Origin of the sequence: Burkholderia sp. PAMC 28687 (genome assembly GCF_001577465.1) — a bacterium.
Lineage (GTDB): Bacteria > Pseudomonadota > Gammaproteobacteria > Burkholderiales > Burkholderiaceae > Caballeronia.
In genome coordinates, this window is record NZ_CP014506.1 from 1,663,702 (window position 1) to 1,684,252 (window position 20,551).

Sequence of the window (20,551 nt, forward strand, 5' to 3'; positions counted from 1 at the left end):
GAAGCCGTATTAGGATGTCGGGGATAGCCTTATTGCGTTTGCGCGCCGGCGCCGGCGGCAAAACGTGTAGCGACGGGTTTTGCATCGGGACCATAACGCTTCCACTCCGCCGTCATGTCACCGCGATACAGGAAGAGGTGCGTCGCCTTGTCCTGCTCGACATACGCCGGACCGAACACTTCGGCCAGTTGACCCATGCCCCGGCGGCGCCAGAGGTCGATCTGAAACAGGCGATCGCGCGCCGCGTTGAAGCCCTGTACAAAGAACCCATCTTGCTCGCTCGCGGCGAAGATATGCGGAACGCCCCAGCGATCGATCAGGATATCGGCCGGCTTTGCGAGCCCTTCGAGCGTGATGGTTTGCTGCGGGGTTTCATCGGCTTGTGCGAGTTGAAATGCCAAAGCCACCGCGATCATTCCAGCCGATGCCGCGAGTTTGCGTGCTGCCGCTGCCACCATGTCTCCTCCTTGTTTTTACAACCTGGGTGCACCGCGTATCCTACGCCTGACTTCTTGGGCATGCGCCCCTAATGCGACGAGACAAAGATTGAAGACGGCAGCGGGTCGGGCATCGCGAAGTTCTGCTTCATGCGCGCGACCTCCTCATGCGGACTGCTCCCGAACAGCCGCTTGAATTCCCGGCTGAACTGCGATGCACTTTCGTAACCCACGCTCGCCGCCGCAGCCGCCGCCGTCATGCCATTGCGCGCCATCAGCAAGCGCGCCTGATGCAACCGTGTCGACTTGATGTACTGGATCGGCGATGAATCCGTGACGCTCTTGAAGTGCGCGTGAAACGTCGCGATACTCATGTTCGCTTCCCCCGCAAGATCCTCGACGGTCAGCGCCTGAGCAAACGAAGCGTGAATCTTGCGGATTGCCCGCGAGATCTTGCCGAAGTGTCCCTGACGGCTCAGCGCGGCGCGCATGGAACCTCCCTGCTGTCCGATAAACACGCGAAAATAAAGCTCTCGCACAATCGACGGTCCGATCACTTGCGCCTCAAGCGGATCGCGCATGGCATGCAAAAGACGCAGGACGGTACGCGCCAACGGAAGATCGAGTGGCGTGGTCGCCATGCCGGCCGGTTCGGACGACGACACCGCGTCGAGCTCTTCAAGTTGCAGCATCAGTTCGGCCGCAAGGCTGAAATCGAGACGCAAATAAATAGCGAGCAGCGGCTCTTCTGCGCTCGCTTCGGTTTCCATTGAAAACGGCAAGGGAACGGAGACGACCAGATACTGATTCGCGTCGTACAGGTAAACGTCGTCGCCGAGATAACCCCGTTTGCGCCCCTGGCACACGATCACGATGCCGGGATCGTAAAGCACCGGCGTGCGCGTCAACGGCCGGTTCGACCTGAGAAAGCGCACGTCGGGCAGCGCGCACAGGCTATAGCCTTCGACCGGCGCGAGTTCGAGCAAGAGCGCATTGGTCTCGCGACGCAATGCGTCCATGGGATCAGTGGAATCTGATAAGTCGGTCATGGCGTCGTATTTGGGATCGAGCGAAGCCTCATCTTGCACCGGCCGATGTGTCGAGTCCAGAGGATCATAGGATCAGGCAAGCCTTTCAGACTATCGAACATAGCTTGCGGTGAGCATGGAAACTACTATTTGATCGTTCCTTCGACACATCACAACCCTGGATACGACCATGACTGAAACCACCAAGAAAATCTTCCTGATCACCGGAGTCAGTTCGGGCTTCGGACTGGCGTTCGCACGCGCGGCGCTCGATGCCGGCCACACCGTTGTCGGCACCGTGAGGGACAGCGTCGCGGCCAACGCCTTCAAACGGATGGCTCAGGACCGCGCGCACCCCCTGCTGCTCGACGTCACCGATTTCGCAGCAATCGAACCCGCCGTGCGATCGGTCGAGACAGACATTGGTCCTGTCGATGTCCTTATCAATAACGCAGGTTACGGTCACGAAGGCACGCTCGAAGAATCGCCGCTCGAGGACATGTGCCGTCAGTTCGACGTCAACGTGTTTGGCGCCGTAGCGATGATCAAGGCGATCGTACCGTCCATGCGCAAACGCAGGGCGGGCCACATCATCAACGTCACGTCGATGGGCGGTTTCATCACCATGCCCGGCATTTCGTACTACTGCGGCAGCAAGTTCGCGCTCGAAGGAATTTCGGAAACGTTGTCCAAGGAGTTGAAGGGCTTTGGCATTCACGTCACCGCCGTGGCGCCCGGATCGTTTCGCACCGACTGGGCAGGACGTTCGATGGTGCGCGCGGGCCGCAGTATCGACGATTACGATGCGTTGTTCGAACCCATCCGCCGCGCCCGCGAGGAAAAAAGCGGCAAGCAGGCGGGGGACCCGGCCAAGGCTGCGCAGGCGCTGCTGAAGGTCATTGCTTCGCCGAATCCGCCGGTCCATCTGCTGCTCGGCAACGACGCGTTGAAGTTCGTCAGAGAAAAGTTGTCTTCCCTCGCCGATGAAATCAGCGAGTGGGAAGCGGTGTCGAGCTCAACCGACTACGCGGATTAGTCCATCCGCGAGAGCGGCGGCGCAAGGCCGTCGCCCTACTAGAAACGATTCGCCCGGATCAGAGTATCAGGCAAGACCTCTTGGCAACCGCATCGCCTTTCTGAGTGCTTGCAACGCTATCCCTCTTCCCCACGAAGCCACCGGAAGCTGTCACCATACGGCTCAACTTCGTCGTCCCATGCGTCACGAAGGAATTCAGAGGACAAGTCGATCCGCAGGCAAATCACTTTGGAGGAGAACAATGAGTCATTCCCGCGATACGCACAAAGGTGTATCGGCTGGCCGCCGTGCCTGGCTCAAGCAGGCCGGCACGATTGCAGTTGCATCGAATCTCGGCGGACTGGCCTGGAGCGCGAACGCCCAGGCCGCGACGCACGATGGCAAGACGTTGTATGCCTTTGTCGGCACCTATACGCCGAATGGCCTCGGTATTCATCGCTTCAAGGTCGATACACAAAACGGCAAGCTCGAAGCACTCGAACCGCTTCGCGGTCCTCAGAACCCGAGTGCGTTTGTTCTCGATCACGCCCAACGCGTGCTGTTCGCGGTCAGTGAAATCAAGGACTACAACGGCACCAAAGATGGTTCGGTTTCGGCCTACGCCATAGAACCCGGGACGGGTGCGCTCCGCCTGATCAACACGGTGGATTCGCAGGGCGCGGGACCTGTGTATCTGAGCCTGCATCCGAACGGCCGCTTTCTGATGGTCGCGAATTACAACAGCGGCAGCATCGCGGTGTTCCCCGTGGGCCGCGACGGCACGCTCAACGATGCCTGCAGCGTGCAACGGCCAGAGGCGCCGCCGGGCGCGCAGCATGCAGCCGAAGGTGCGCCGGGAAGCTTTGCGGTCAGTGACCACGACGGTTCGCATGCCCATACGATCGTGCCGTCGCCGGATGGCCGGTACGTGATCTCGACTGACCTGGGTGTGGATAGAACCTATGTCTGGAAGTTCGATGATGCAACCGGCGCGCTGTCACCCAACGATCCGCCTTTCGTTGCGGCGTCGGCGGGCGCGGGGTCGCGGCACGTCGTGTTTCATCCGAGTGGGAAGTACATGTATGAGGTTACCGAGGAAGCATCGACGCTCGTCAGCTACGCTTACGACGCCGAGCGCGGAACGCTGACGCAATTCCAGTCGGTATCGACTTTGCCCGATGCGTATCAGGGCACGAGCTTTGCGTCGGAGATCATAATTTCCGGCGACGGACGCTTTATCTACGTTGCGAACCGCCTGCATGACACGATCGTCCAGTTCCGCGTTGGAGCGAATGGCCGGCTGACGCGCATTGGCGAGATCCCAACGGAAGGCGACTACACGCGCGTGATCAGATTCGATCCGTCGGGACGGTTCCTCTATTCGCTCAATCAACGCAGCGATCACATCGCGATTTTTGCCGTCGACAAACCCAGCGGCAAGCTTCGCTTCACCGGGACTTATGTTGCAGTGGGCAGTCCGGCCGACATTGCGTTCGCGCCGGCTTAGGCCGGCTTTGGCGCGCCGTTCGGACAACGGTTGGTGGTGACGCCTGCACGGCACGCAAAGATGCCGCGAACGCAATACACTGGCACCTTCTTCAACGTCGCCCAGACCATGCCTGCAGAAGACCCCGCTGAAAAGCCACGGCAAAACGCGGCGCCTTTCAAACGCGAGCCGGTTCCCGACCTGCCCCGCAAACTGCCGACGGGGTCCAGTGGCATGGAACCGGCCGTCGCGACCGGGTTCTGCGGACTGATGCTCGATGCCGGCGCCTGGGCGTTCATGCGCGACAAAAGCGGCGACTTCTTCCCTGCGCTCACACCCATCTGCATGGTTGCGGGCGCCATACTGACCACTATCAGCGTCGTGTTGTTCGGCTTGGTCTGGCTCAGGCACCGGCAAGCCTGATCCGAAGAGTGAGTCAGGTTACACGTCGCTCATCCCATACTGCTCTCATCAAGCCTGAACACGGCGACCGTCGATTTCAGATGCGCGGCCTGATCCGCCATCGCACTGGCCGCCGCAGCAGCTTGTTCAACGAGCGCCGCGTTTTGTTGCGTGACCCGGTCCATTTGCGCGACCGCGAGGTTGACCTGCTCGATACCCGTGCTCTGCTCGTTCGACGCAGCCGAGATCTCGCTCATCATGCTCGTCACGCGCTGAACGGAATGCATCACTTCAGCCATCGTCTCGCCGGCACGCTCGGCGATCTGCGCGCCGCTGTTGACACGCGCCGTCGAACTGTCGATCAGCTCCTTGATCTCTTTCGCCGACAACGCGCTGCGCTGCGCCAGTGAACGAACTTCGCCGGCCACCACGGCGAAACCCCGCCCTTCCTCGCCGGCACGCGCCGCTTCCACGGCCGCATTCAGTGCAAGAATATTCGTCTGGAATGCAATGCCCTCGATCACAGCGATGATGTCCATCATCCGCTTCGAACCCGCGGCGAGATCGCGCATGGTTTCGACTACACCATCGACCAGTTCGCCCCCCTTCGCCGATACTTCCGATGCAGTGCGCGCAAGCCCGCTTGCCTGCTGCGCGTTTTCGGCATTCTGACGCACGGTCGACGTCAGCTCTTCCATGCTCGACGCCGTTTCCTGCAGCGACGCTGCCTGCTCTTCCGTGCGTTGAGAGAGGTCTGTATTGCCCTGCGCGATCTCACGCGAGGCAAGCAAGATCGATTCGCTCGATGTCCGAATCCCGCCAACTATGTCCGCCAGCTTGCCGCTCATGTTTGCGAGGCTATGAAGCATGCTGTCGTTGTCGCCCGGGCGAATCGACACGCTGCCGGCGAGATCGCCCGCCGCAATACGGTTTGCAACTTCGACTGCGTAGCCCGGCTCGCCGCCGAGCTGCGCTGCAAGACGCCGTGCGATCACGACCGCCAGGACGCCGCCTGTCGCGATCGAACCGAAGACCAGCGCGATCATGATCCAGCGCATCGATTCGAATTCATCGGCGGAACGACGTTGCGCTTTTACAGCCAGTGCGCGTTTCTGGTCGCCGAGATTCATCATCGAGTCGCGTAGCCGTTCGCTTGCGTCGATCGCCTGGCGCACAAGCTCTGCGTGATCCATCCCGGCCGGCATGGGCCGCGCGCCGACTTCCATTTCTACGATGGATTCCCAATCGGCGGCACGCGCGGCAATTTGTTCGTAGAGCGCTTGACCGTCGTGCGTGGTGATCGTGGCGCGTGCCTGATCGAGCGCGCGGTGCATGTTCGCGAGCGACTCGCGAATTCCCGCTTTCAGTTTTTCACGGCCGGCGTTGTCCGCGAAACTCAGGTTGGCGGCCGCAAGGTCGGTGTTCAACTTGTTGCGCGTGGCCTCGCCGAGGTAATAGATACCGTCGAGATGCTGAGCGCCGATTTCGGAGGCAATGCCATGCATCTTGGCAAGCGCCACGATCCCAGTGCCTCCCAGGCACGCGCCGAACATGATCAAAAACGCAAACGACAGCAGCAGCTTGCTTAATACAGACAGCCGGTCAAACCGATTCATTTAGGCATCCTTGCGCGAATTTCCGCCGACGGATTCGACGAACGTGCTCGCTTAACGACGCCTGGTCAGCACTTCTTAAAAACGAATCCGCGGTATATGAAATTGAGCATGGTTTTGAATCGGTCAACGCTGGAAGTAGATTGCGACGTAGCCGGGATTGCCGTTCGTCGCACCACTAGAGGGAATGCCTTGCTCGACAATAAGCGTTTGCCTCGTTGCATTCTGGTAAATCTTCAGATGAATCACCTGTGGATTGCCGGCTTGGCTTGCATCGAGATAACCGGCGTCCGAAAGCATCAATGCGGCTTGCGAGGCCGTGAACCCTTGATCGACGATGCTCACGGTGGTGGACGGATTACCGTTGAAGACGTTATCGGTAAAGCTCCCGTCCGCGGCAACGATCAGCGTGGACGAAGGCGACGGACTGCCTTCCGCCTTTGCGCCGCAATTTTCCCAGCCATCGAACGTCGCGGCGTTAGATACCAGCGCGGTCCAGGTCGCAGCGGGCGTCGTTGATACCGTCCAGGTGCCATCGAGAAGCACCGCGACGCTCTTGATGTTCACACCGGCATTGACGCCTGTCACGGTGCCGATGCTATTCGTTGGCGCCGAGACGCACGCAATCCCTGCGCCGGTCACGCCGCCTTGAAAGTGGCTGGATACGAGCGGGGAATTGCCTGCCGCAAGCAGCGGTGCCGCGACAGGACTCACGATCATCGCGTTCGCAGTCGTAGTCGCCGCAATGAACGACAACGACTGCGGCGCGACGCTGCCAAGCGTCAGGCTGTTTTGATACGCGGTCGCAACCGGTGAGACCGGGCCCGGTGCGGTCGATGGTGCATTGTCCGAGCCGCCTCCGCCGCAGGCGGTGAGCGTCACTATCGCCAATGCGAGCCATCCGGCCGCCGCGCATTTTATTGACTTCACGGCTGCGGCAACAACGTGGGTGAAACGCTCGCGGCGTTTGCGACAAAGACATTGTCGGCGTCCGCCTGCAACAAGTATCCCTTGCTCACGAGCGCATTGGCTGCTGCCGCCACGGCCGCCTGATACTTCGACCGGCTGGCGCCGTAAAGCGTTGCCAAGGTAGCGCGCGAATCCATGCCGCCCGCTTGCGCTGCAGCGTTCACGGCCAACGGAATTGCCGCGCCGTTCGAGATGCAGCCGTCGCCTATGGCATGCCCCGCTCCCCGATAATTCCATCCGGTATAAGTTGCAAGCGGCACGCTGACGTCGGGCACCAGGACGCCCGTTGTCTCGTTGCCGTTGGCATCGACCTTCGGTACGAGGATGGTGTATTGCTGCGCCGTGTTGACCACCGGCACGGCGTTACTGTAGTCGGTCACGAAGAGCTGGTTATATTCACCGTTGAACGTCAGTTGCAATGCAACCGGCGTAGCTGCCGTCCCGCTCGGTACGCTCACGTTGGTGAGACTCGGGAAGCCGGTCGCGGTTTGCGTCGGCGCAACGAGGGTGCCCGATGCCACCGTCGGATACTGCGACGCAGGCGGCTCCGTGCCGTTGGCGACCCAGTTCACGAGAGCGGGAATCAGCGCCCGTTCGACCGGCGTTTCCTCGACCGGCGAGCCCGGCAACTGGCACTGGCTGCCCGCGGCCGGAATGACGAGGTTGCCCGTCGTCACGCCGTTACCACCGCCGTGCTGCGTGCCTGGGACAAGGTAATAACGAACGTTGGGAGGCAACTGGATGTCGTTGCCGCGCCCGTCGGTGACCACGAGCGAAGCGGCGCCGCCCCACCATTCGAACGCGCCATCGAGTTGCATGATCTTCGGGCAGGTGTTGGTCTGCGTGCATTGCTTGAGCAGGCCATCCGTCATGCCGCTGACCGGATCCGTGAGCGTGGCGTAAGTGAACGGGAACTGGAAGCCCGGCATGAAGTGATCTTCGTGCTGCTTGGACCAGCGGCCGGGCTGCGCAAATGCAGCGTTGGTCCAGGTGCGCCGGGCAGCGGAAATGATCGGGAACATGCCGTCGAAGACAATCTTGCCATTCTTGTCGACGTTGAATCCCTGGTACAGGAAGTCCTTCATGAAGCGCCCGGACTGCGAAATGCCTTCGCCGATAGCGACATCGAAATTGGTACTTTGCGAGCACGAAGCGGTAGCGCACGGGGCCGTCTTCAGGTCGTTGAGCGGATTGGCCATGCCTTGGGCGTCGGTCGAGTTGTATCGGAGGAACGAGACAAGGTCGCGCAGCGCCGCAAAACCGATACCGTCCACCGTGGGTGCCGCCGCCTTGTAAACGAAGCTGTAGATCGTGCCGGCGTCCGGCGGAACACTCGTGCCGTTGGGTCCGGGAACGCTGGCCGGCGGTGTGAACGTCACCGAGTAGTTCCCTTCATAAACATTGTTCGGGGTGCTGGCATAGCTCCAGGTCGGCACCGAGACCGAGGGCGCCGTGTAGGTCTCCACACCGCCCGGAATACTGCCGTAAGCCGTCAGCCACGACTGGCGCGCGGAGAAGGTGACTGACGTCTTGTCGTTGAGATCGGCGGGAGCGTAAGTCAGCGGGATGGTCGTGGCGGGACCGCCGGCATAGTCCGGAATGAACTCTTCGCGGCTCAAGGCGGTCATCGGCGTGCCGTCCTTGTTGGTCGCGACAGGAAAACTCGTACCAAGGAGGCCAGCGCCCGCAAGCGAACTGTTGCCCGTCAGCGGGACGTCGCCTTGCCAGCCGCTCCACAGGATCGTGTAGCCGTTGCGCAGCAGCGATGGAAAGCTGGACGTGGGCGCAGCGCCCGTATCCAGAGCTCCGCCGCCGATGAACGACGCGTCGCCTATCTTGCTGCCGCGGTTGACGACGTCGTAGAACAGCACGCGCTTTGCCGTCGACGCACTTTGCGGGCGCAGGAGCACCACATCGGTTTCATAGGCCACGTAGCCGTCGGCACCGACCGGGGCGTTCTTGATGTTGACTATGCCCGCGTTGAGCGGGTTGTTCGGATCAAGCTCGCCGTGCACGACGGCGGTGATGACCTGGTAAGGTCCCGCCGCACCGGCAGGCGTGGCGCCTCCGAACGCCGGCGCAGTGGAGATGATCTGGAAACTGTTGATGAAGCCGGCGCCCTTGTCGGTGTTGCTTGAACCATTGTCGCTGTGTCCACATCCACTGATCAACAAGACGCCCGCACTCACACCCAGTACACCTACTGACTTGACTATCATGATCAGTGTCTCCGACATGGCCAGCATTATTGGAAAAGACGGTGCAACGGATTGCTCACGAGAATGCCGCGCGCACGAAAACCGGAGAATGCAGAACCCCGGGCAAGCGCGGGCCGTGATGAACCGAATGGACGACGGTAGGAAGTCCATTGAATACGATGAAAAAGCTTTGTAAGCTGTAGGTGACGTTTTAAAATATTTACGGAGCGTCTGTGTATTTATAAGCCACACCCTTGCATTCTCAACTATCGTTTACGCGTACCGTCTGCCCAACATGCAACCGTAAAGGTCGATCATGACGAACAAGCTCACTCGCGCGGACCAGCTAAGGGAATCGATTGAGGAAGACATTGCGACGGGCGCGCTGCCACCGGGAGCGCCGCTCGATGAAGCTGAACTGACGGCTCGTTTCCAGGTGTCGCGGACTCCCGTGCGGGAAGCGCTGCTGCAGCTCGCGTCGGCGGGGATGGTCGAGATGCGGCCGCGGCACGGCGCGGTCGTGGCGAAGATCAGCTTGCATCGACTGATCGAGATGTTCGAGGTGATGGCAGAACTCGAAGCAATGTGCGGCCGGCTAGCTGCGCGGCGCATGAACGCAGCGCAGCTAGCCGAACTACGGTCGGCGCATCTTGCCTGCGAGCAGGCACGCGACTCGGATGACCCCGACGATTATTATCATTTGAACGAGCGCTTCCACTGCCTCATCTACCAGGGAAGTCACAACGGCTTCTTGCACGACCAGGCGAAAGCTCTTCACAAGCTGCTCAGGCCGTACAGGCGCTTGCAACTCAGAGTGAAGGGTCGCATGGGTGCTTCCTTCAGCGAACACGAGGCCGTAGTGGATGCCCTCGCAAAAGGCGACGGCGAAGCGGCCGCCGCCGCGTTGCGCGGACATATCGTGGTCCAGGGCGAACGGTTCGGAGACCTTATCGCTGCGCTTTCACAGGTCGATGCGGTTTGACTTTCGTCTTCCCGGATTGATCAAAGCAACCGGTAAGCCAGCCGCGCCGCCGCGCGCGCCGTCCGCTTGTCCTGATCGAGCGACGGATTGTATTCGGCGATATCCGCCGCCCGCAGTTTGCCTGATGCACGGATCCGCTGCACCATAGCCTCGACCACCGACAACGGTACGCCCAGCACTGCCGGCGCAGACACGCCAGGCGCCGTCGAACCCGGCAGCACGTCCAGATCGATGGTCAGATAGACGTCATCGGCCGCGCCGAGCAACTGTTCCAGTTGGCTCAGCCGTTGTGGCAGTTGCGATTCCTGCATGTCGATGTCGAGTACGTACTGGACATCGAGTTGCCGCGCACGCTCGAATAATGCAGCGGTGTTCGCAAGATCACTGATGCCGAAGCATACATAGTTGAACGCCAGTCCCCGTGCGGCGCAATCGCAGGCAATCTGATCGAACGGCGTCCCCGAATTGCCAGGCCGCGTCTGGCGGAGATCGAAGTGCGCGTCGAAGTTCACGATCATGAGCCGGCGCTCGCGCGTGTTGCCCAAGTGGGCTCGCAAACCGCTATAGGTGCCCCACGCCACCTCATGGCCACCTCCCAAAACCAGCGGAGTGCCGCCGCACGCCAGCACCTTGTTCACCACGCGACCCAGTTCTGCCTGCGCGCCCTCCAGGTCGCCGTCGTCGCAAACTACATCGCCCGCATCGCATACTGTCTCGATCGCCTTCGCAGGCAAACCGGCCAGCCCTCGCCGCAATTCCTTTGGCGCGTGCGCAGCGCCAGTGCGCCCCTTGTTCCGCAGGACACCTTCATCCGAACCGAAGCCAATGATCACCGGCGTCTTTTTCGCCAGCGACTCGCCGCCGAAACGCGTGATCAGATCGAAGACTCGTCGCGTATCCCCAGGTTCGTCGTCGATACGGCCAATCCATACTTTCTCGTCGAACGGAATTCTCATGCGCGTGACAACACCGCTTGTAAAAACGCGCGAGTACGGGGTTGCGACGGCGCCGAAAATATCTCCGAAGGCGGCCCCGCCTCGACGATCACCCCGCCGTCCATCACCACCACAGTGTCAGCAACTTCTTTCGCAAAGTTCATTTCGTGTGTGACGACCACCATGGTCATGCCTTCGCTGGCGAGCAGCTTCATGACCTGCAGCACCTCGCCAACAAGTTCGGGATCGAGCGCGGAAGTCGGTTCGTCGAACAGCATGACGCGCGGCTGCATGGCCAATGCGCGGGCTATCGCGACACGCTGCTTCTGACCGCCCGAGAGACTAGCAGGCATCACGTGCGCCTTGTGTGCGAGACCGACCTTCTCAAGCAGCGCGAGCGCAGCCGCTTCGGCGTCAGCCTTGCTCGCGCCGCGCAGCATCCGGGTACCAACGGTAATGTTATGCAGTACCGACAGATGCGGAAACAGATTGAAAGACTGGAACACCATGCCAACTTCGGTACGCAATTCGTTAAGTGAACGCTCTTTCAGCATGACGCCCTGATCGACCAGACGATGACCACAGATATCGATGGTGCCACCCTCCGCTCGTTCCAGACCGTTACAGCAGCGCAAAAACGTACTTTTTCCCGAACCGCTGGGTCCGATGACAACGACCACTTGCTGCGGCTGAATGTCGAAGTCGATACCGTTGAGCACAACGTGCGAGCCAAACGATTTGGTCAGCCCGCGAATCTGAACGATAGGTTGGGACGTGTTGTTCATTGCACCATTCCTCCTGCGCGCAGCCGATGCTCGACCCGGTGAAGCGCGTAATTCGTCGCCTGCGTCAACACGAGATAAACCAGCGCAATGGCCAGATACACTTCGAGTGAACGGTACGACACACTAATGATCTTCTGTCCTTCGTGCATCAGATCGTCAATGGTCAGCAATGACACGAGCGCCGAATTCTTGATCAAGGCGATGAATTCATTACCCAGTGGCGGGATCATCCGCACAACCGCTTGGGGAAGAATGATTGCACGCATCGCCTGTCCCGAGGACATGCCGATTGACCGGGCTGCCTCCATTTGCCCGCGGTCGACCGACTGGATCGCCCCGCGCACGATCTCGGACACATAGGCTGCCGAATAAAGTCCGAGACCCAATACCCCGCACAAGAACGCCGGCAGCAGGATGTTGAATTGCGGCAAACCAAAAAACAGCAAGAACAGTTGCACGAGCAAGGGCGTGCCGCGGAAAAACGTCAGATAAGCGGTGCAGAAACCGTACACGATCCGGCGTTGCGGCGTGAGCCGCCCGATGCCGATGAGCAGCCCAAGCACGCAACTCAGCGCGAGCGCGGCTGCTGTCACTTCCACCGTCGTCACCGTCCCGTGCACGATGTCTGCCCAGCCGGCAATGACCGGCGAAAAATCGAGTTCCATGTCTATGACTCGCGGGTTATTGAGCAGCAGCGCCGAACCATTTCTTGACGATTGCCGCATAGGTGCCGTCCGCCTTGATCTTCCCCAGCGCGGCGTTGAATGCGGTCTTCAATTCCGGCTCGTCCTTGCGCACGGCAATACCGTATTCCTCGGTCGTCAACTGCTTGTCGAGCACCCGGAAGCCGGGGCGTGTCTTGGCCAGTTGCAATGCAGCCGGCTTGCCGGTTACTGCGCCGTCGGCCCGGCCGATGCCGACCAGATCGAACATTTCCTGGTTCTTTTCAACTTCGACACGCGTGATTTGCGGGTAGTTGTCACGCAGGAAGTTGACCGACTTCGTGCCGACTTGCACCGAGACTTTCTTGCCATTCAGGTCGGCCATCGTCTTGATCGGCGAAGTGCTCTTCACCAGCGCCACGAGTCCACCTGCATAGTACGGTTCGACGAAATCAACCACCTTGCTGCGTTCGTCAGTGATGTAGATGGCGGAGATGGCGGCATCGAAGCGATGTGCAATCAAACCCGGGATCAAACCTTTGAAGTCGATGTCAGTCCATTCGACGCGTGTTCCCATCGTCTTGGCGAGCGCATTCATTACATCGATATCGAAACCGGCGCGTGCGCCGTCCTGGCTGAATTCCATTGGCGGGAACGTGGCATCCGTGGCGACCCGCAGGACAGCCGGAACTTGCGCTGAGGCGATGCCCGGCAGCGCAGCAAAAGTGGTGGCCAGCGTGAGGCACGTGAGGGCGAGCAATCGGTGCAGCTTCATTTGGAAACTCCTTCAAGGTTTGGACCAGCGTGGCTCTAGCGGATTAGTCGGTTTGCATGTGTTCGGAAATTGCGCGGGCGGATCGCAGCGTCGCGTCAATGAATTGCCTTTCGCGGCCGGCCGCGCGTGTGGACGGCGCCATCAGCGTGATTGACGCGCTGCTGCTGGCCGCACGCCCCGCGCGATGATAGATCGGCACGCTCACGCCCCACACGCCCGGATCGACCTCGCTGTCACTCACGGCAAACCCCTGCGTGCGAATCTGCTCCAGTTCGGCTTCTATCGCGGCGCGGTCGGCATCGTCGTCGTGAAACACGCTGTCGAGGGCATCCGTACGCGCTCTCTCGGGCATGAAGGCCAGCAATGATTTCGCCGATGCACCCGCCTTCAACGCCACGGCCCGGCCCTTTTCAAATGAGCACCGCAGCGAGTGCCGGCTGTCGATCATCTCAAGGCACATCACCTGGTTGTTCACCGCGACGACAAGGCCGATGCTCTCCTGTGAAAAGCGCGCGAGTTGCTGCATCTCGTTGCGGCTGGCCTCGACCAGCAGCGAATTGCCGTCGAAGCCGAGCGCGAGCTGCAGACTGATGGGCCCGGGTGCGTAATACCCCGCATTCTCCGAGACGAACCCCCAGCGCTTGAGCAACGCAATCTGCCGGTACAGGGTGCTTTGCGCGAGTCCCGTCACCCCCAGCAAATCTTTGACGGACATTGCCTTACCATGGCTGGCAAGCGCCGACAAGACCAGCAGAACGCGTTCTGCACCGGTGACGGTATTTTCCGTGTCCATAGGAGGTTGAAAGCGAGATGGCGACGGAATTCAGAATGCCAGATAATTCCCACGTTTCAAAAATACGATTCCCGTCCGTTGGGAATTACACGGGAGGGTTTTCCCGAAAATCGGCATTTTTCCAGGTAAACGGTCTCCCTCCGTTTCTCGGAGCCGCATACGAAGCGCACGCGCGAGCACTGGCGGAAGAATGTGGAGGATTATCCGATGCCAATATCGTGCGCCCTCGCATGAGCGAGCGGATGCCTCAAGGTCGATATCGGGTTTGCGGCGGGAGGCAGGATTTGCCGGAAGAGCGTTGGCGGAAAGCAGCAGGAGTCGAACCTACCAAAGAGCGGCTGACGCCCTTTACTGGGTTTGAAGCCCAGCCGTACCACCGGATACGAATGCCTTCCTTCTTTTGAACCATCTAGTACATTTTGCGCCAAGCCTTGACTAAAGCAGATCGAGCCAGCGGCTATCCGTGCGCATCACATGCATTTCGCGGTGGAAACGAGTATACCCAACGCGATCGAAAAATTCCAAAACCTGGATCGCACGCTTGCGGCCGAGTGCGGTGGCATCGCGAAAAGGCCCAGCGGCAAGTCTCGCGTCATTCTTTTGCGCTTCCACCGCAGCGATCGCGGCAAGCTCACGAATCGCATCGCGATGATAAAAAAGATCCCGCACGACCTGGAACACTTCGCCCTGCCGCGCGAGTTTGCGCATTAAAAGACGTACTCGCTCTTCGGGAACACCCAGCGAAGCTGCCAGATCGCGTACCCACGGCGGATAGAAACCACCAAGTCCAATGACCGGCAGTACTTGCAGCGCAAGCGCCTGTTCCGCGTCGTCGAGTGTGACAGTGTGATCCGGCAAATGCAGCCATGGCCCGCTTCGAACAACAGCGCCACTTGCGCAAGCGTCGCTGATGAGCGCGCGCCACAATGCGTCGTCCATCAGCGGCGCGACGATCCGGCGCAAACGCGATGCGTCGGGCCCCTGCTCGTCGGGCGAACGCTCGTGGAACTGCTTCAACGCCGCAAGCAAACGAACCGTCAACGCATGCCATGTGGCGCCCGCCACAAACAATGTATCGTCGCCGGACAACGCGACCGTGCGGGTATCGGCGGGAAGCTGCAGCGATGCGGCCGGCATGCCGCTTAGTTGCTCCAGAAGCGAACGCGGCAAACCGTTCGGCGAGCGTTCGAGCAGTGCATCGAGCGTGCCGGTGTCGAGCATCGTCTGGATTGCGTCGAGCCATTGAAGGCGTTCCGGCGTGCGCCGCTTGCGCGCCGGGCCGAACGGATCGATCACGTGACCGCCGCCTATGGTCCGGTTCGCCTGCGCGTTCCTCACAATGAACCTATCCCCCGGTAATGCGCACAGCGGTCGTTCGAACACGAGTTGCACGCGTGCGGTCCGATCCGGACCCAGCGATTCACAATCGAGCAAGGCCACATGCGCGACCTGATGCTGCGTGCCGAGATGCACATGCAGCGGCGCCCAATGACGCAGCGTGATGTCGGCATCGGGCAACAAGGTAAGCGTTGTATCGATACGCTCGGACGACCGCGACAGCCTCGGATCGACGATCCAGTCACCACGATCGATCGTGTCCTTTTCGATCCCCGCAAGATTGAGCGCGCAGCGCTCGCCGGCGCGGCCGGATTCGGCGGCGCGATTTTGTGCGTGAATACTACGCACGCGTACGGGTTCGCCTTTCGGTGCAAGCAGCATCGTGTCGCCGACCGTCACGTTTCCCGCGACGACCGTTCCCGTGACAATGGTGCCCTGTCCGGAGAGCGTGAACACGCGGTCGATCGCGAGCCGGAACAAACCATCGTCGCGGCGCATGCGCCAGGCAACCGCAGCCGCGCGCAAGTGGGCATTCAAAGCGGCGACGCCGGGGTCATCCGCGAGGGTTGCGTTGGTATCGAACACACGCGCGTCATGCAGCGTGCTTGCCGACAGAAACGATTTGATTTCCTCATGCACGTCCTGCAAACGCTGTGCATCGACGCGATCGATCTTCGTCAGCGCCACCGCCCCTTGCTTGACGCCGAGCAACTGCAAAATCGCAAGATGCTCGCGCGTTTGCGGCATCACGCCGTCGTCGGCGGCGATCACGAGCAACGCATGGTCGATACCGCTCGCCCCCGCAGTCATGGTGTGCACGAGTTTCTCGTGGCCGGGAACATCGATCAGACCCAGCACGTCGCCGTTATCGAGCGGCACGTACGCGTAGCCAAGCTCGATGGAAATGCCGCGCGCCTTCTCTTCCTTCAGCCGGTCCGTGTCCACGCCGGAGAGCGCGCGAACCAGCGTGGTCTTGCCGTGGTCGATATGCCCAGCCGTGCCGACGATCATCCCTCGGAGCCCGCCAGTTGCGCGATAAACTCCGCTTCATCGGCTGCTTCGAGACATCGAAGATCGAGCCGCAATGCGTCATCTGCTACACGCCCTATAACCGGCCGCGGCATCTCGCGCAGCTTCCTTTCGAGCGCAAGCAACTGACGTCCGCCGCGCTTGCCGTCGGCCATCCTGACGACCAGGCCATAGCTCGGCAGTACATCGACAGGCAATGCGCCGCTGCCGATCTGGCTGAACATCGGTTCGACCGCGACCCTAAAACGCTCGCCCGCCGCGCGTTGCAACGCGGGCTGGACACGCTCCGCGGTGGCGCGCATGGCGTCGGCGGGACGGGTCAGCAAACGCAGCGTGGTAAGGCGCTCGGCCAGCAATTCCGGCGCGCGATAAAGCTGCAACACCGGTTCGAGCGCGGCAAGCGTCAACTTGCCCACGCGCAATGCGCGCTTGAGCGGATGCTTCTTGATCTTCGCGATCAGGTCGCGCCGCCCGACGATCAGGCCGGCTTGCGGACCGCCAAGCAGCTTGTCTCCGCTGAACGTAACGAGGTCGGCGCCGGCGAGTATCGTCTCGCGCACGGTTGTTTCACGCGGCAAGCCCCACTGCGTGAGATCCACAAGCGTGCCACTGCCCAGATCGACCGCTATGGGCACGCCGCGCTCTTTCGACAGCGGAGCAAGTCCGCCAACCGTGACTTCCTTCGTGAAGCCGTTGATGGCGTAATTGCTCGTGTGCACTTTCATTAGCAATGCCGTACGCGGATTGATGGCTTCGTCGTAGTCCTTCAGGTGCGTACGGTTCGTGGTTCCGACTTCACGCAGTTTCGCGCCGGCGCGCATCATGATGTCGGGAATGCGGAACGCGCCGCCGATTTCCACGAGTTCTCCGCGCGACACGATCACTTCTTTTTTCGGCGCGAGCGCGGACAAGCTCAGCAATACGGCCGCGGCGTTGTTGTTGACGACGGTCGCGGCTTCGGCGCCAGTGAGTTCGCAGATGAGTTCGTCGATCAGATCATCGCGATCACCGCGCTTGCCGGTTTCCAGATCGAACTCGAGGTTTGCCGGACGGGTCAATGCGGCGACGACCGCGCTGACGGCGCCGTCGGGCAACAACGCGCGGCCGAGGTTGGTATGAAGCACGGTCCCGGTCAGATTGAACACCGTGCGAAACCGAGGCCGGTTACGCTCACGAAGATTCTGTTCAACCGATGCCGTCAGCGCCGCCAGATCGAGCGCTTCCACCGACGCGCAACGAGCGAGCGCCGCTGCGCGCCAGGCGTCGAGCGCACCGCGCAGCGTAGCCAGGACTTGCGTGCGCCCAAACTCGTCCGCCAGAGCCGCGAATCCCTCGGACGCCATCACCTGTTCCACAGATGGCACATGCGCCATCAGCGCCCGCAACTCGGCGCTCGTTACATCGCTCACAAACCGATCCTCTTCAATTGGACTCGCCAGCCTGGTCAGTTTTATCGTCGACTTGTTCCGGCCATAACCACGGATGCGGTGACGCCCGCCGGTAGCCTTCCTCTCCCATCAACAGATCCAGCGTCAAGCTGGCTAGATCGTCGGCGAAGGGTTCGAAGTCGTAATCCTTGTCCTGGAAGCCAATCTTTCGGTAGGTATGGCATTCGTCGCACGACTCCGCTTTGAGCGGCGCTTTCTTCGATTCTCTTTCCTTCGTTTCGGTATCAGCATCCGGTGTTCCCAGTGCGTGATAGGCGATGCCTTTGGTCGAATCGCAGTTCGAACATTTTGCGCGGACCATGTGCCATTCGGTGGCGCACAGGCCGCATTGAAGAAAGCGGTAATTCTCGTACGCGCCGCCAAGGCGCACCATGCTCGCGACCGGATGCGATCCGCACACCGGGCACAGGCCCAGCGTTTCGATGTACGGTACATCCCGTTTGTCGATATCCGCCGCGAGGTCCGTCCACACTACTTGCAGCGCCGCCGATATGAACGGTGCGCTCGCCGGATCGACTTCGGCAAAGCGCTGCGCAAAAATGGCGTCGGCTTGCGTTTCGAGCGTGGCGGAGTCGAGCGACTTGAGCTTCGCAATCAGTTGCTCCAAAGCAGGCGTCAGCGGACCGGCGGCCTTGAGTTTGTCGAGCAGGCGAACGAGCACATCTTGCCACGCAGGATCGCGCACGCCGGACAGCGCGGGAATCAACGGCATGGAATGCTGCTGCGCGCTTGCAATCAACGCCGCGCTAGGCGCTTGGGCCTTGAAATCCTGGATCACGTCATGCTGGGCGTCGGCAAGCGCCGCCATCAGGCGAAGGTATCCCGCGATCGGATTGCTGCGTTCGGCAAGCGCCCGCAGACGCGCTGCGCGCGCGAGAAATACCGTGGCACGCTCGGGCGTCCGAATGCGCGGTATGGCGGATTGATCGAGCGATTCGATATCGCCCGCTTCCAGAATGCGTTGAACCACGTTTGTCGACCTCTTGAAACTGAAGAGCCGCCGCGTTTTTCCAAAGACAAAGAACGGCGGCGGCCAGGTTACACCGGATGCTGAACAATCGGACTCACTTGCCGATGATTTCCTTGAACCATCTGGGGTGATGCTTTTTCGCCCAGCCGTAAGTCACGGTGCCGCGCGTCATTGCTCCGATCGATCCCTTGATCCACAACGCCGCATAAATATGCACCACGATCCCGACGATCAGTACGAACGCTGCAGCAGCATGCACGACGGCAGCGAGGCGAATGATCTCGATCGGAAAATAGAACGAGAAATACCGTCGCCAGATCACGATGCCGCTTGCCAGAAGCAGCAGCAGGCACGCGACCATGGTGAAGAACAGCAGCTTCTGACCGGCGTTGTACTTGCCAATGGCAGGGAGTTTTTCCTCGCGATTGTTGAGGACGTCGTCAATCTGACGCATCCACTGCAGGTCACTCTTGTCCAGATAGTTATGGTGCCAGAAACGCAATGCAAGGATCAGGAACGAGAGAAACATCACGCAGCCGATGAACGGATGAAGAATACGCGTCCATTGCCCGCCGCCCAAAAGCGCATACAACCACGACATGGCCGGATGAAACATGGCAAGTCCGGACAGTGCCAGCAAGATGAACGTGATGGCGGTGATCCAGTGGTTGGTGCGTTCATTCGGCGTGTAGCGCTGGATCAGCCCGTTGCCCTTCACGTCTCGCAGAACAGCGTCTTTATCGTGTTTCATCGGATGCCTCCCGTGAACGGCGTGCCTCGATGGCTTCAGCAGCTTCATGCTGTGCTTCGGCTTCTTCCGCCTCCGACACCTCATTCGGCCCGACCCGCGTGTAGTGGAAGAAGCCCGCTAACGCGGCCATCGCGATGCCGGCGAGCGCCAGCGGTTTCGACAACTCCTTCCACAGCGACACGAACGCGCTGATCTTCGGATTCTGCGGCAAGCCGTGATAGAGGTTGGCTTTGTCAGCGTGATGGAGCACGTACATGACATGCGTGCCGCCCACCCCTGCAGGATCGTACAACCCTGCGTTGGCAAAACCGCGCTCCTTCAAATCGACCACGCGATCCGCCGCCTGCTGCTTCATGTCCTCTTTGGTGCCGAACATGATGGCGCCGGTCGGGCAGGTCTTCACGCATGCCGGTTCCTGTCCAACCGCAACGCGATCCGAGCAGAGCGTGCATTTGTAAGCACGATTATCCTGCTTCGAAATACGCGGCACGTTGAACGGGCAACCCGTCACGCAGTAGCCACAGCCAATGCAGTTCTCCTCGTGAAAATCCACGATGCCGTTCGTGTACTGAACGATCGCCCCCGGCGACGGACACGCCTTCAAACACCCCGGGTCCTCGCAATGCATGCAGCCGTCCTTGCGGATCAGCCACTCGAGATCGCCTTCAGTGTTCTCGTATTCCGAGAACCGCATGACCGTCCACGAATGCTCGGACAGGTCACGCGGGTTGTCGTACACGCCAATAGAGTCGCCGACTTCATCGCGCAAGTCGTTCCATTCCATGCACGCCGTCTGACACGCCTTGCAGCCGATGCACTTCGATACATCGATCAGCTTCGCAACCGTTCCCGTAACGGGAACGCGAACCTGCGGCTCCGGCAGCGTCGTGGCAGAAAGACGTTTGATATCCAGTGATTGCAGTGCCATCTCTTTT

General features: G+C 60.5%; 18 protein-coding genes, 1 tRNA gene and 1 pseudogene. 4 read left to right on the plus strand and 16 right to left on the minus strand.

Annotated elements, in window-relative coordinates:
* Nucleotides 1–41: 41 nt before the first annotated feature.
* Nucleotides 42–458: pseudogene (locus AX768_RS22690) on the minus strand (penicillin acylase family protein); the annotation flags it as partial.
* 68 nt (nucleotides 459–526) lie between these two features.
* Entirely contained in the window at nucleotides 527–1,486 is a 960-nt protein-coding gene (locus AX768_RS22695; RefSeq protein ID WP_231941473.1) for an AraC family transcriptional regulator, read from the minus strand.
* A gap of 169 nt (nucleotides 1,487–1,655) precedes the next feature.
* Between AX768_RS22695 and AX768_RS22700 the strand changes: the two genes are divergently transcribed.
* From AX768_RS22700 to AX768_RS22710, 3 genes are all read left to right on the plus strand, one after another.
* A complete protein-coding gene (locus AX768_RS22700; protein ID WP_062002221.1) occupies nucleotides 1,656–2,501 on the plus strand; it encodes an oxidoreductase in 846 nt (281 codons plus the stop codon).
* Between the two features lie 241 nt (nucleotides 2,502–2,742).
* On the plus strand, nucleotides 2,743–3,987 hold the full coding sequence (locus AX768_RS22705) for a lactonase family protein (RefSeq protein ID WP_082778997.1): 1,245 nt from the start codon (nucleotides 2,743–2,745) through the stop codon (nucleotides 3,985–3,987).
* A 60-nt stretch (nucleotides 3,988–4,047) separates the two neighbouring features.
* Nucleotides 4,048–4,389, plus strand: a complete 342-nt coding sequence (locus AX768_RS22710) for a hypothetical protein (protein WP_155524304.1) — start codon at nucleotides 4,048–4,050, stop codon at nucleotides 4,387–4,389.
* 29 nt (nucleotides 4,390–4,418) lie between these two features.
* Here AX768_RS22710 and AX768_RS22715 read toward each other — a convergent pair whose 3' ends face one another.
* The 3 genes from AX768_RS22715 to AX768_RS22725 all read right to left on the minus strand — a co-directional run bounded on the left by AX768_RS22715 (nucleotide 4,419) and on the right by AX768_RS22725 (nucleotide 9,169).
* The gene (locus tag AX768_RS22715) at nucleotides 4,419–5,984 is read right to left on the minus strand and encodes a methyl-accepting chemotaxis protein (protein ID WP_062002223.1); all 1,566 of its coding nucleotides are present in this window, start codon (nucleotides 5,982–5,984) and stop codon (nucleotides 4,419–4,421) included.
* 123 nt (nucleotides 5,985–6,107) lie between these two features.
* Nucleotides 6,108–6,911, minus strand: a complete 804-nt coding sequence (locus AX768_RS22720) for a hypothetical protein (protein WP_062002224.1) — start codon at nucleotides 6,909–6,911, stop codon at nucleotides 6,108–6,110.
* Complete coding sequence (locus AX768_RS22725) at nucleotides 6,908–9,169, minus strand: alpha/beta hydrolase domain-containing protein (protein ID WP_062002441.1); 2,262 nt, start codon at nucleotides 9,167–9,169, stop codon at nucleotides 6,908–6,910. Before AX768_RS22725 ends, AX768_RS22720 begins: the two co-directional genes overlap by 4 nt.
* Before the next feature lie 295 nt (nucleotides 9,170–9,464).
* Between AX768_RS22725 and AX768_RS22730 the strand changes: the two genes are divergently transcribed.
* The gene (locus tag AX768_RS22730) at nucleotides 9,465–10,130 is read left to right on the plus strand and encodes a GntR family transcriptional regulator (RefSeq protein WP_062002225.1); all 666 of its coding nucleotides are present in this window, start codon (nucleotides 9,465–9,467) and stop codon (nucleotides 10,128–10,130) included.
* Between the two features lie 20 nt (nucleotides 10,131–10,150).
* On the opposite strand, the gene hutG is transcribed toward AX768_RS22730, so the two are convergent.
* The 11 genes from hutG to fdxH all read right to left on the minus strand — a co-directional run bounded on the left by hutG (nucleotide 10,151) and on the right by fdxH (nucleotide 20,544).
* Complete coding sequence (gene hutG, locus AX768_RS22735) at nucleotides 10,151–11,086, minus strand: formimidoylglutamase (protein WP_062002226.1); 936 nt, start codon at nucleotides 11,084–11,086, stop codon at nucleotides 10,151–10,153.
* Nucleotides 11,083–11,850, minus strand: coding sequence for an amino acid ABC transporter ATP-binding protein (locus AX768_RS22740; RefSeq protein WP_062002227.1), 768 nt, complete (start codon nucleotides 11,848–11,850; stop codon nucleotides 11,083–11,085). Before AX768_RS22740 ends, hutG begins: the two co-directional genes overlap by 4 nt.
* Nucleotides 11,847–12,515, minus strand: a complete 669-nt coding sequence (locus tag AX768_RS22745) for an amino acid ABC transporter permease (protein ID WP_062002228.1) — start codon at nucleotides 12,513–12,515, stop codon at nucleotides 11,847–11,849. Before AX768_RS22745 ends, AX768_RS22740 begins: the two co-directional genes overlap by 4 nt.
* Nucleotides 12,516–12,531: 16 nt before the next feature.
* The gene (locus tag AX768_RS22750; RefSeq protein WP_062002229.1) at nucleotides 12,532–13,287 is read right to left on the minus strand and encodes a transporter substrate-binding domain-containing protein; all 756 of its coding nucleotides are present in this window, start codon (nucleotides 13,285–13,287) and stop codon (nucleotides 12,532–12,534) included.
* Between the two features lie 43 nt (nucleotides 13,288–13,330).
* Nucleotides 13,331–14,080, minus strand: coding sequence for an IclR family transcriptional regulator (locus tag AX768_RS22755; RefSeq protein ID WP_062002230.1), 750 nt, complete (start codon nucleotides 14,078–14,080; stop codon nucleotides 13,331–13,333).
* Nucleotides 14,081–14,379: 299 nt separating this feature from the next.
* Nucleotides 14,380–14,475, minus strand: a tRNA-Sec gene (locus AX768_RS32905).
* 40 nt (nucleotides 14,476–14,515) lie between these two features.
* Nucleotides 14,516–16,429 carry a selenocysteine-specific translation elongation factor gene (gene selB / locus AX768_RS22760; protein WP_062002231.1) on the minus strand — a complete coding sequence of 638 codons (1,914 nt, stop codon included), beginning with the start codon at nucleotides 16,427–16,429 and terminating at the stop codon, nucleotides 14,516–14,518.
* Complete coding sequence (gene selA, locus AX768_RS22765; RefSeq protein WP_082778998.1) at nucleotides 16,426–17,856, minus strand: L-seryl-tRNA(Sec) selenium transferase; 1,431 nt, start codon at nucleotides 17,854–17,856, stop codon at nucleotides 16,426–16,428. Before selA ends, selB begins: the two co-directional genes overlap by 4 nt.
* 13 nt (nucleotides 17,857–17,869) lie before the next feature.
* Nucleotides 17,870–18,865, minus strand: coding sequence for a formate dehydrogenase accessory protein FdhE (gene fdhE, locus AX768_RS22770; protein ID WP_062002232.1), 996 nt, complete (start codon nucleotides 18,863–18,865; stop codon nucleotides 17,870–17,872).
* A gap of 94 nt (nucleotides 18,866–18,959) precedes the next feature.
* On the minus strand, nucleotides 18,960–19,616 hold the full coding sequence (locus tag AX768_RS22775; protein WP_062002233.1) for a formate dehydrogenase subunit gamma: 657 nt from the start codon (nucleotides 19,614–19,616) through the stop codon (nucleotides 18,960–18,962).
* Nucleotides 19,603–20,544: a formate dehydrogenase subunit beta gene (gene fdxH / locus AX768_RS22780; protein WP_062002234.1), complete on the minus strand. Its 942-nt coding sequence runs from the start codon at nucleotides 20,542–20,544 to the stop codon at nucleotides 19,603–19,605. Before fdxH ends, AX768_RS22775 begins: the two co-directional genes overlap by 14 nt.
* Nucleotides 20,545–20,551: the final 7 nt, after the last annotated feature.

Coding starts and splice junctions, on each gene's coding strand:
- AX768_RS22725 (WP_062002441.1), bottom strand. CDS start 9,169: ATGATAGTCAAGTCAGTAGGTGTACTGGGTGTGAGTGCGGGCGTCTTG.
- AX768_RS22730 (WP_062002225.1), top strand. CDS start 9,465: ATGACGAACAAGCTCACTCGCGCGGACCAGCTAAGGGAATCGATTGAG.
- selB (WP_062002231.1), bottom strand. CDS start 16,429: ATGATCGTCGGCACGGCTGGGCATATCGACCACGGCAAGACCACGCTG.
- AX768_RS22775 (WP_062002233.1), bottom strand. CDS start 19,616: ATGAAACACGATAAAGACGCTGTTCTGCGAGACGTGAAGGGCAACGGG.
- fdxH (WP_062002234.1), bottom strand. CDS start 20,544: ATGGCACTGCAATCACTGGATATCAAACGTCTTTCTGCCACGACGCTG.
- AX768_RS22715 (WP_062002223.1), bottom strand. CDS start 5,984: ATGAATCGGTTTGACCGGCTGTCTGTATTAAGCAAGCTGCTGCTGTCG.
- AX768_RS22695 (WP_231941473.1), bottom strand. CDS start 1,486: ATGACCGACTTATCAGATTCCACTGATCCCATGGACGCATTGCGTCGC.
- AX768_RS22755 (WP_062002230.1), bottom strand. CDS start 14,080: ATGGACACGGAAAATACCGTCACCGGTGCAGAACGCGTTCTGCTGGTC.
- AX768_RS22700 (WP_062002221.1), top strand. CDS start 1,656: ATGACTGAAACCACCAAGAAAATCTTCCTGATCACCGGAGTCAGTTCG.
- AX768_RS22710 (WP_155524304.1), top strand. CDS start 4,048: ATGCCGCGAACGCAATACACTGGCACCTTCTTCAACGTCGCCCAGACC.
- AX768_RS22705 (WP_082778997.1), top strand. CDS start 2,743: ATGAGTCATTCCCGCGATACGCACAAAGGTGTATCGGCTGGCCGCCGT.
- hutG (WP_062002226.1), bottom strand. CDS start 11,086: ATGAGAATTCCGTTCGACGAGAAAGTATGGATTGGCCGTATCGACGAC.
- AX768_RS22745 (WP_062002228.1), bottom strand. CDS start 12,515: ATGGAACTCGATTTTTCGCCGGTCATTGCCGGCTGGGCAGACATCGTG.
- AX768_RS22740 (WP_062002227.1), bottom strand. CDS start 11,850: ATGAACAACACGTCCCAACCTATCGTTCAGATTCGCGGGCTGACCAAA.
- AX768_RS22750 (WP_062002229.1), bottom strand. CDS start 13,287: ATGAAGCTGCACCGATTGCTCGCCCTCACGTGCCTCACGCTGGCCACC.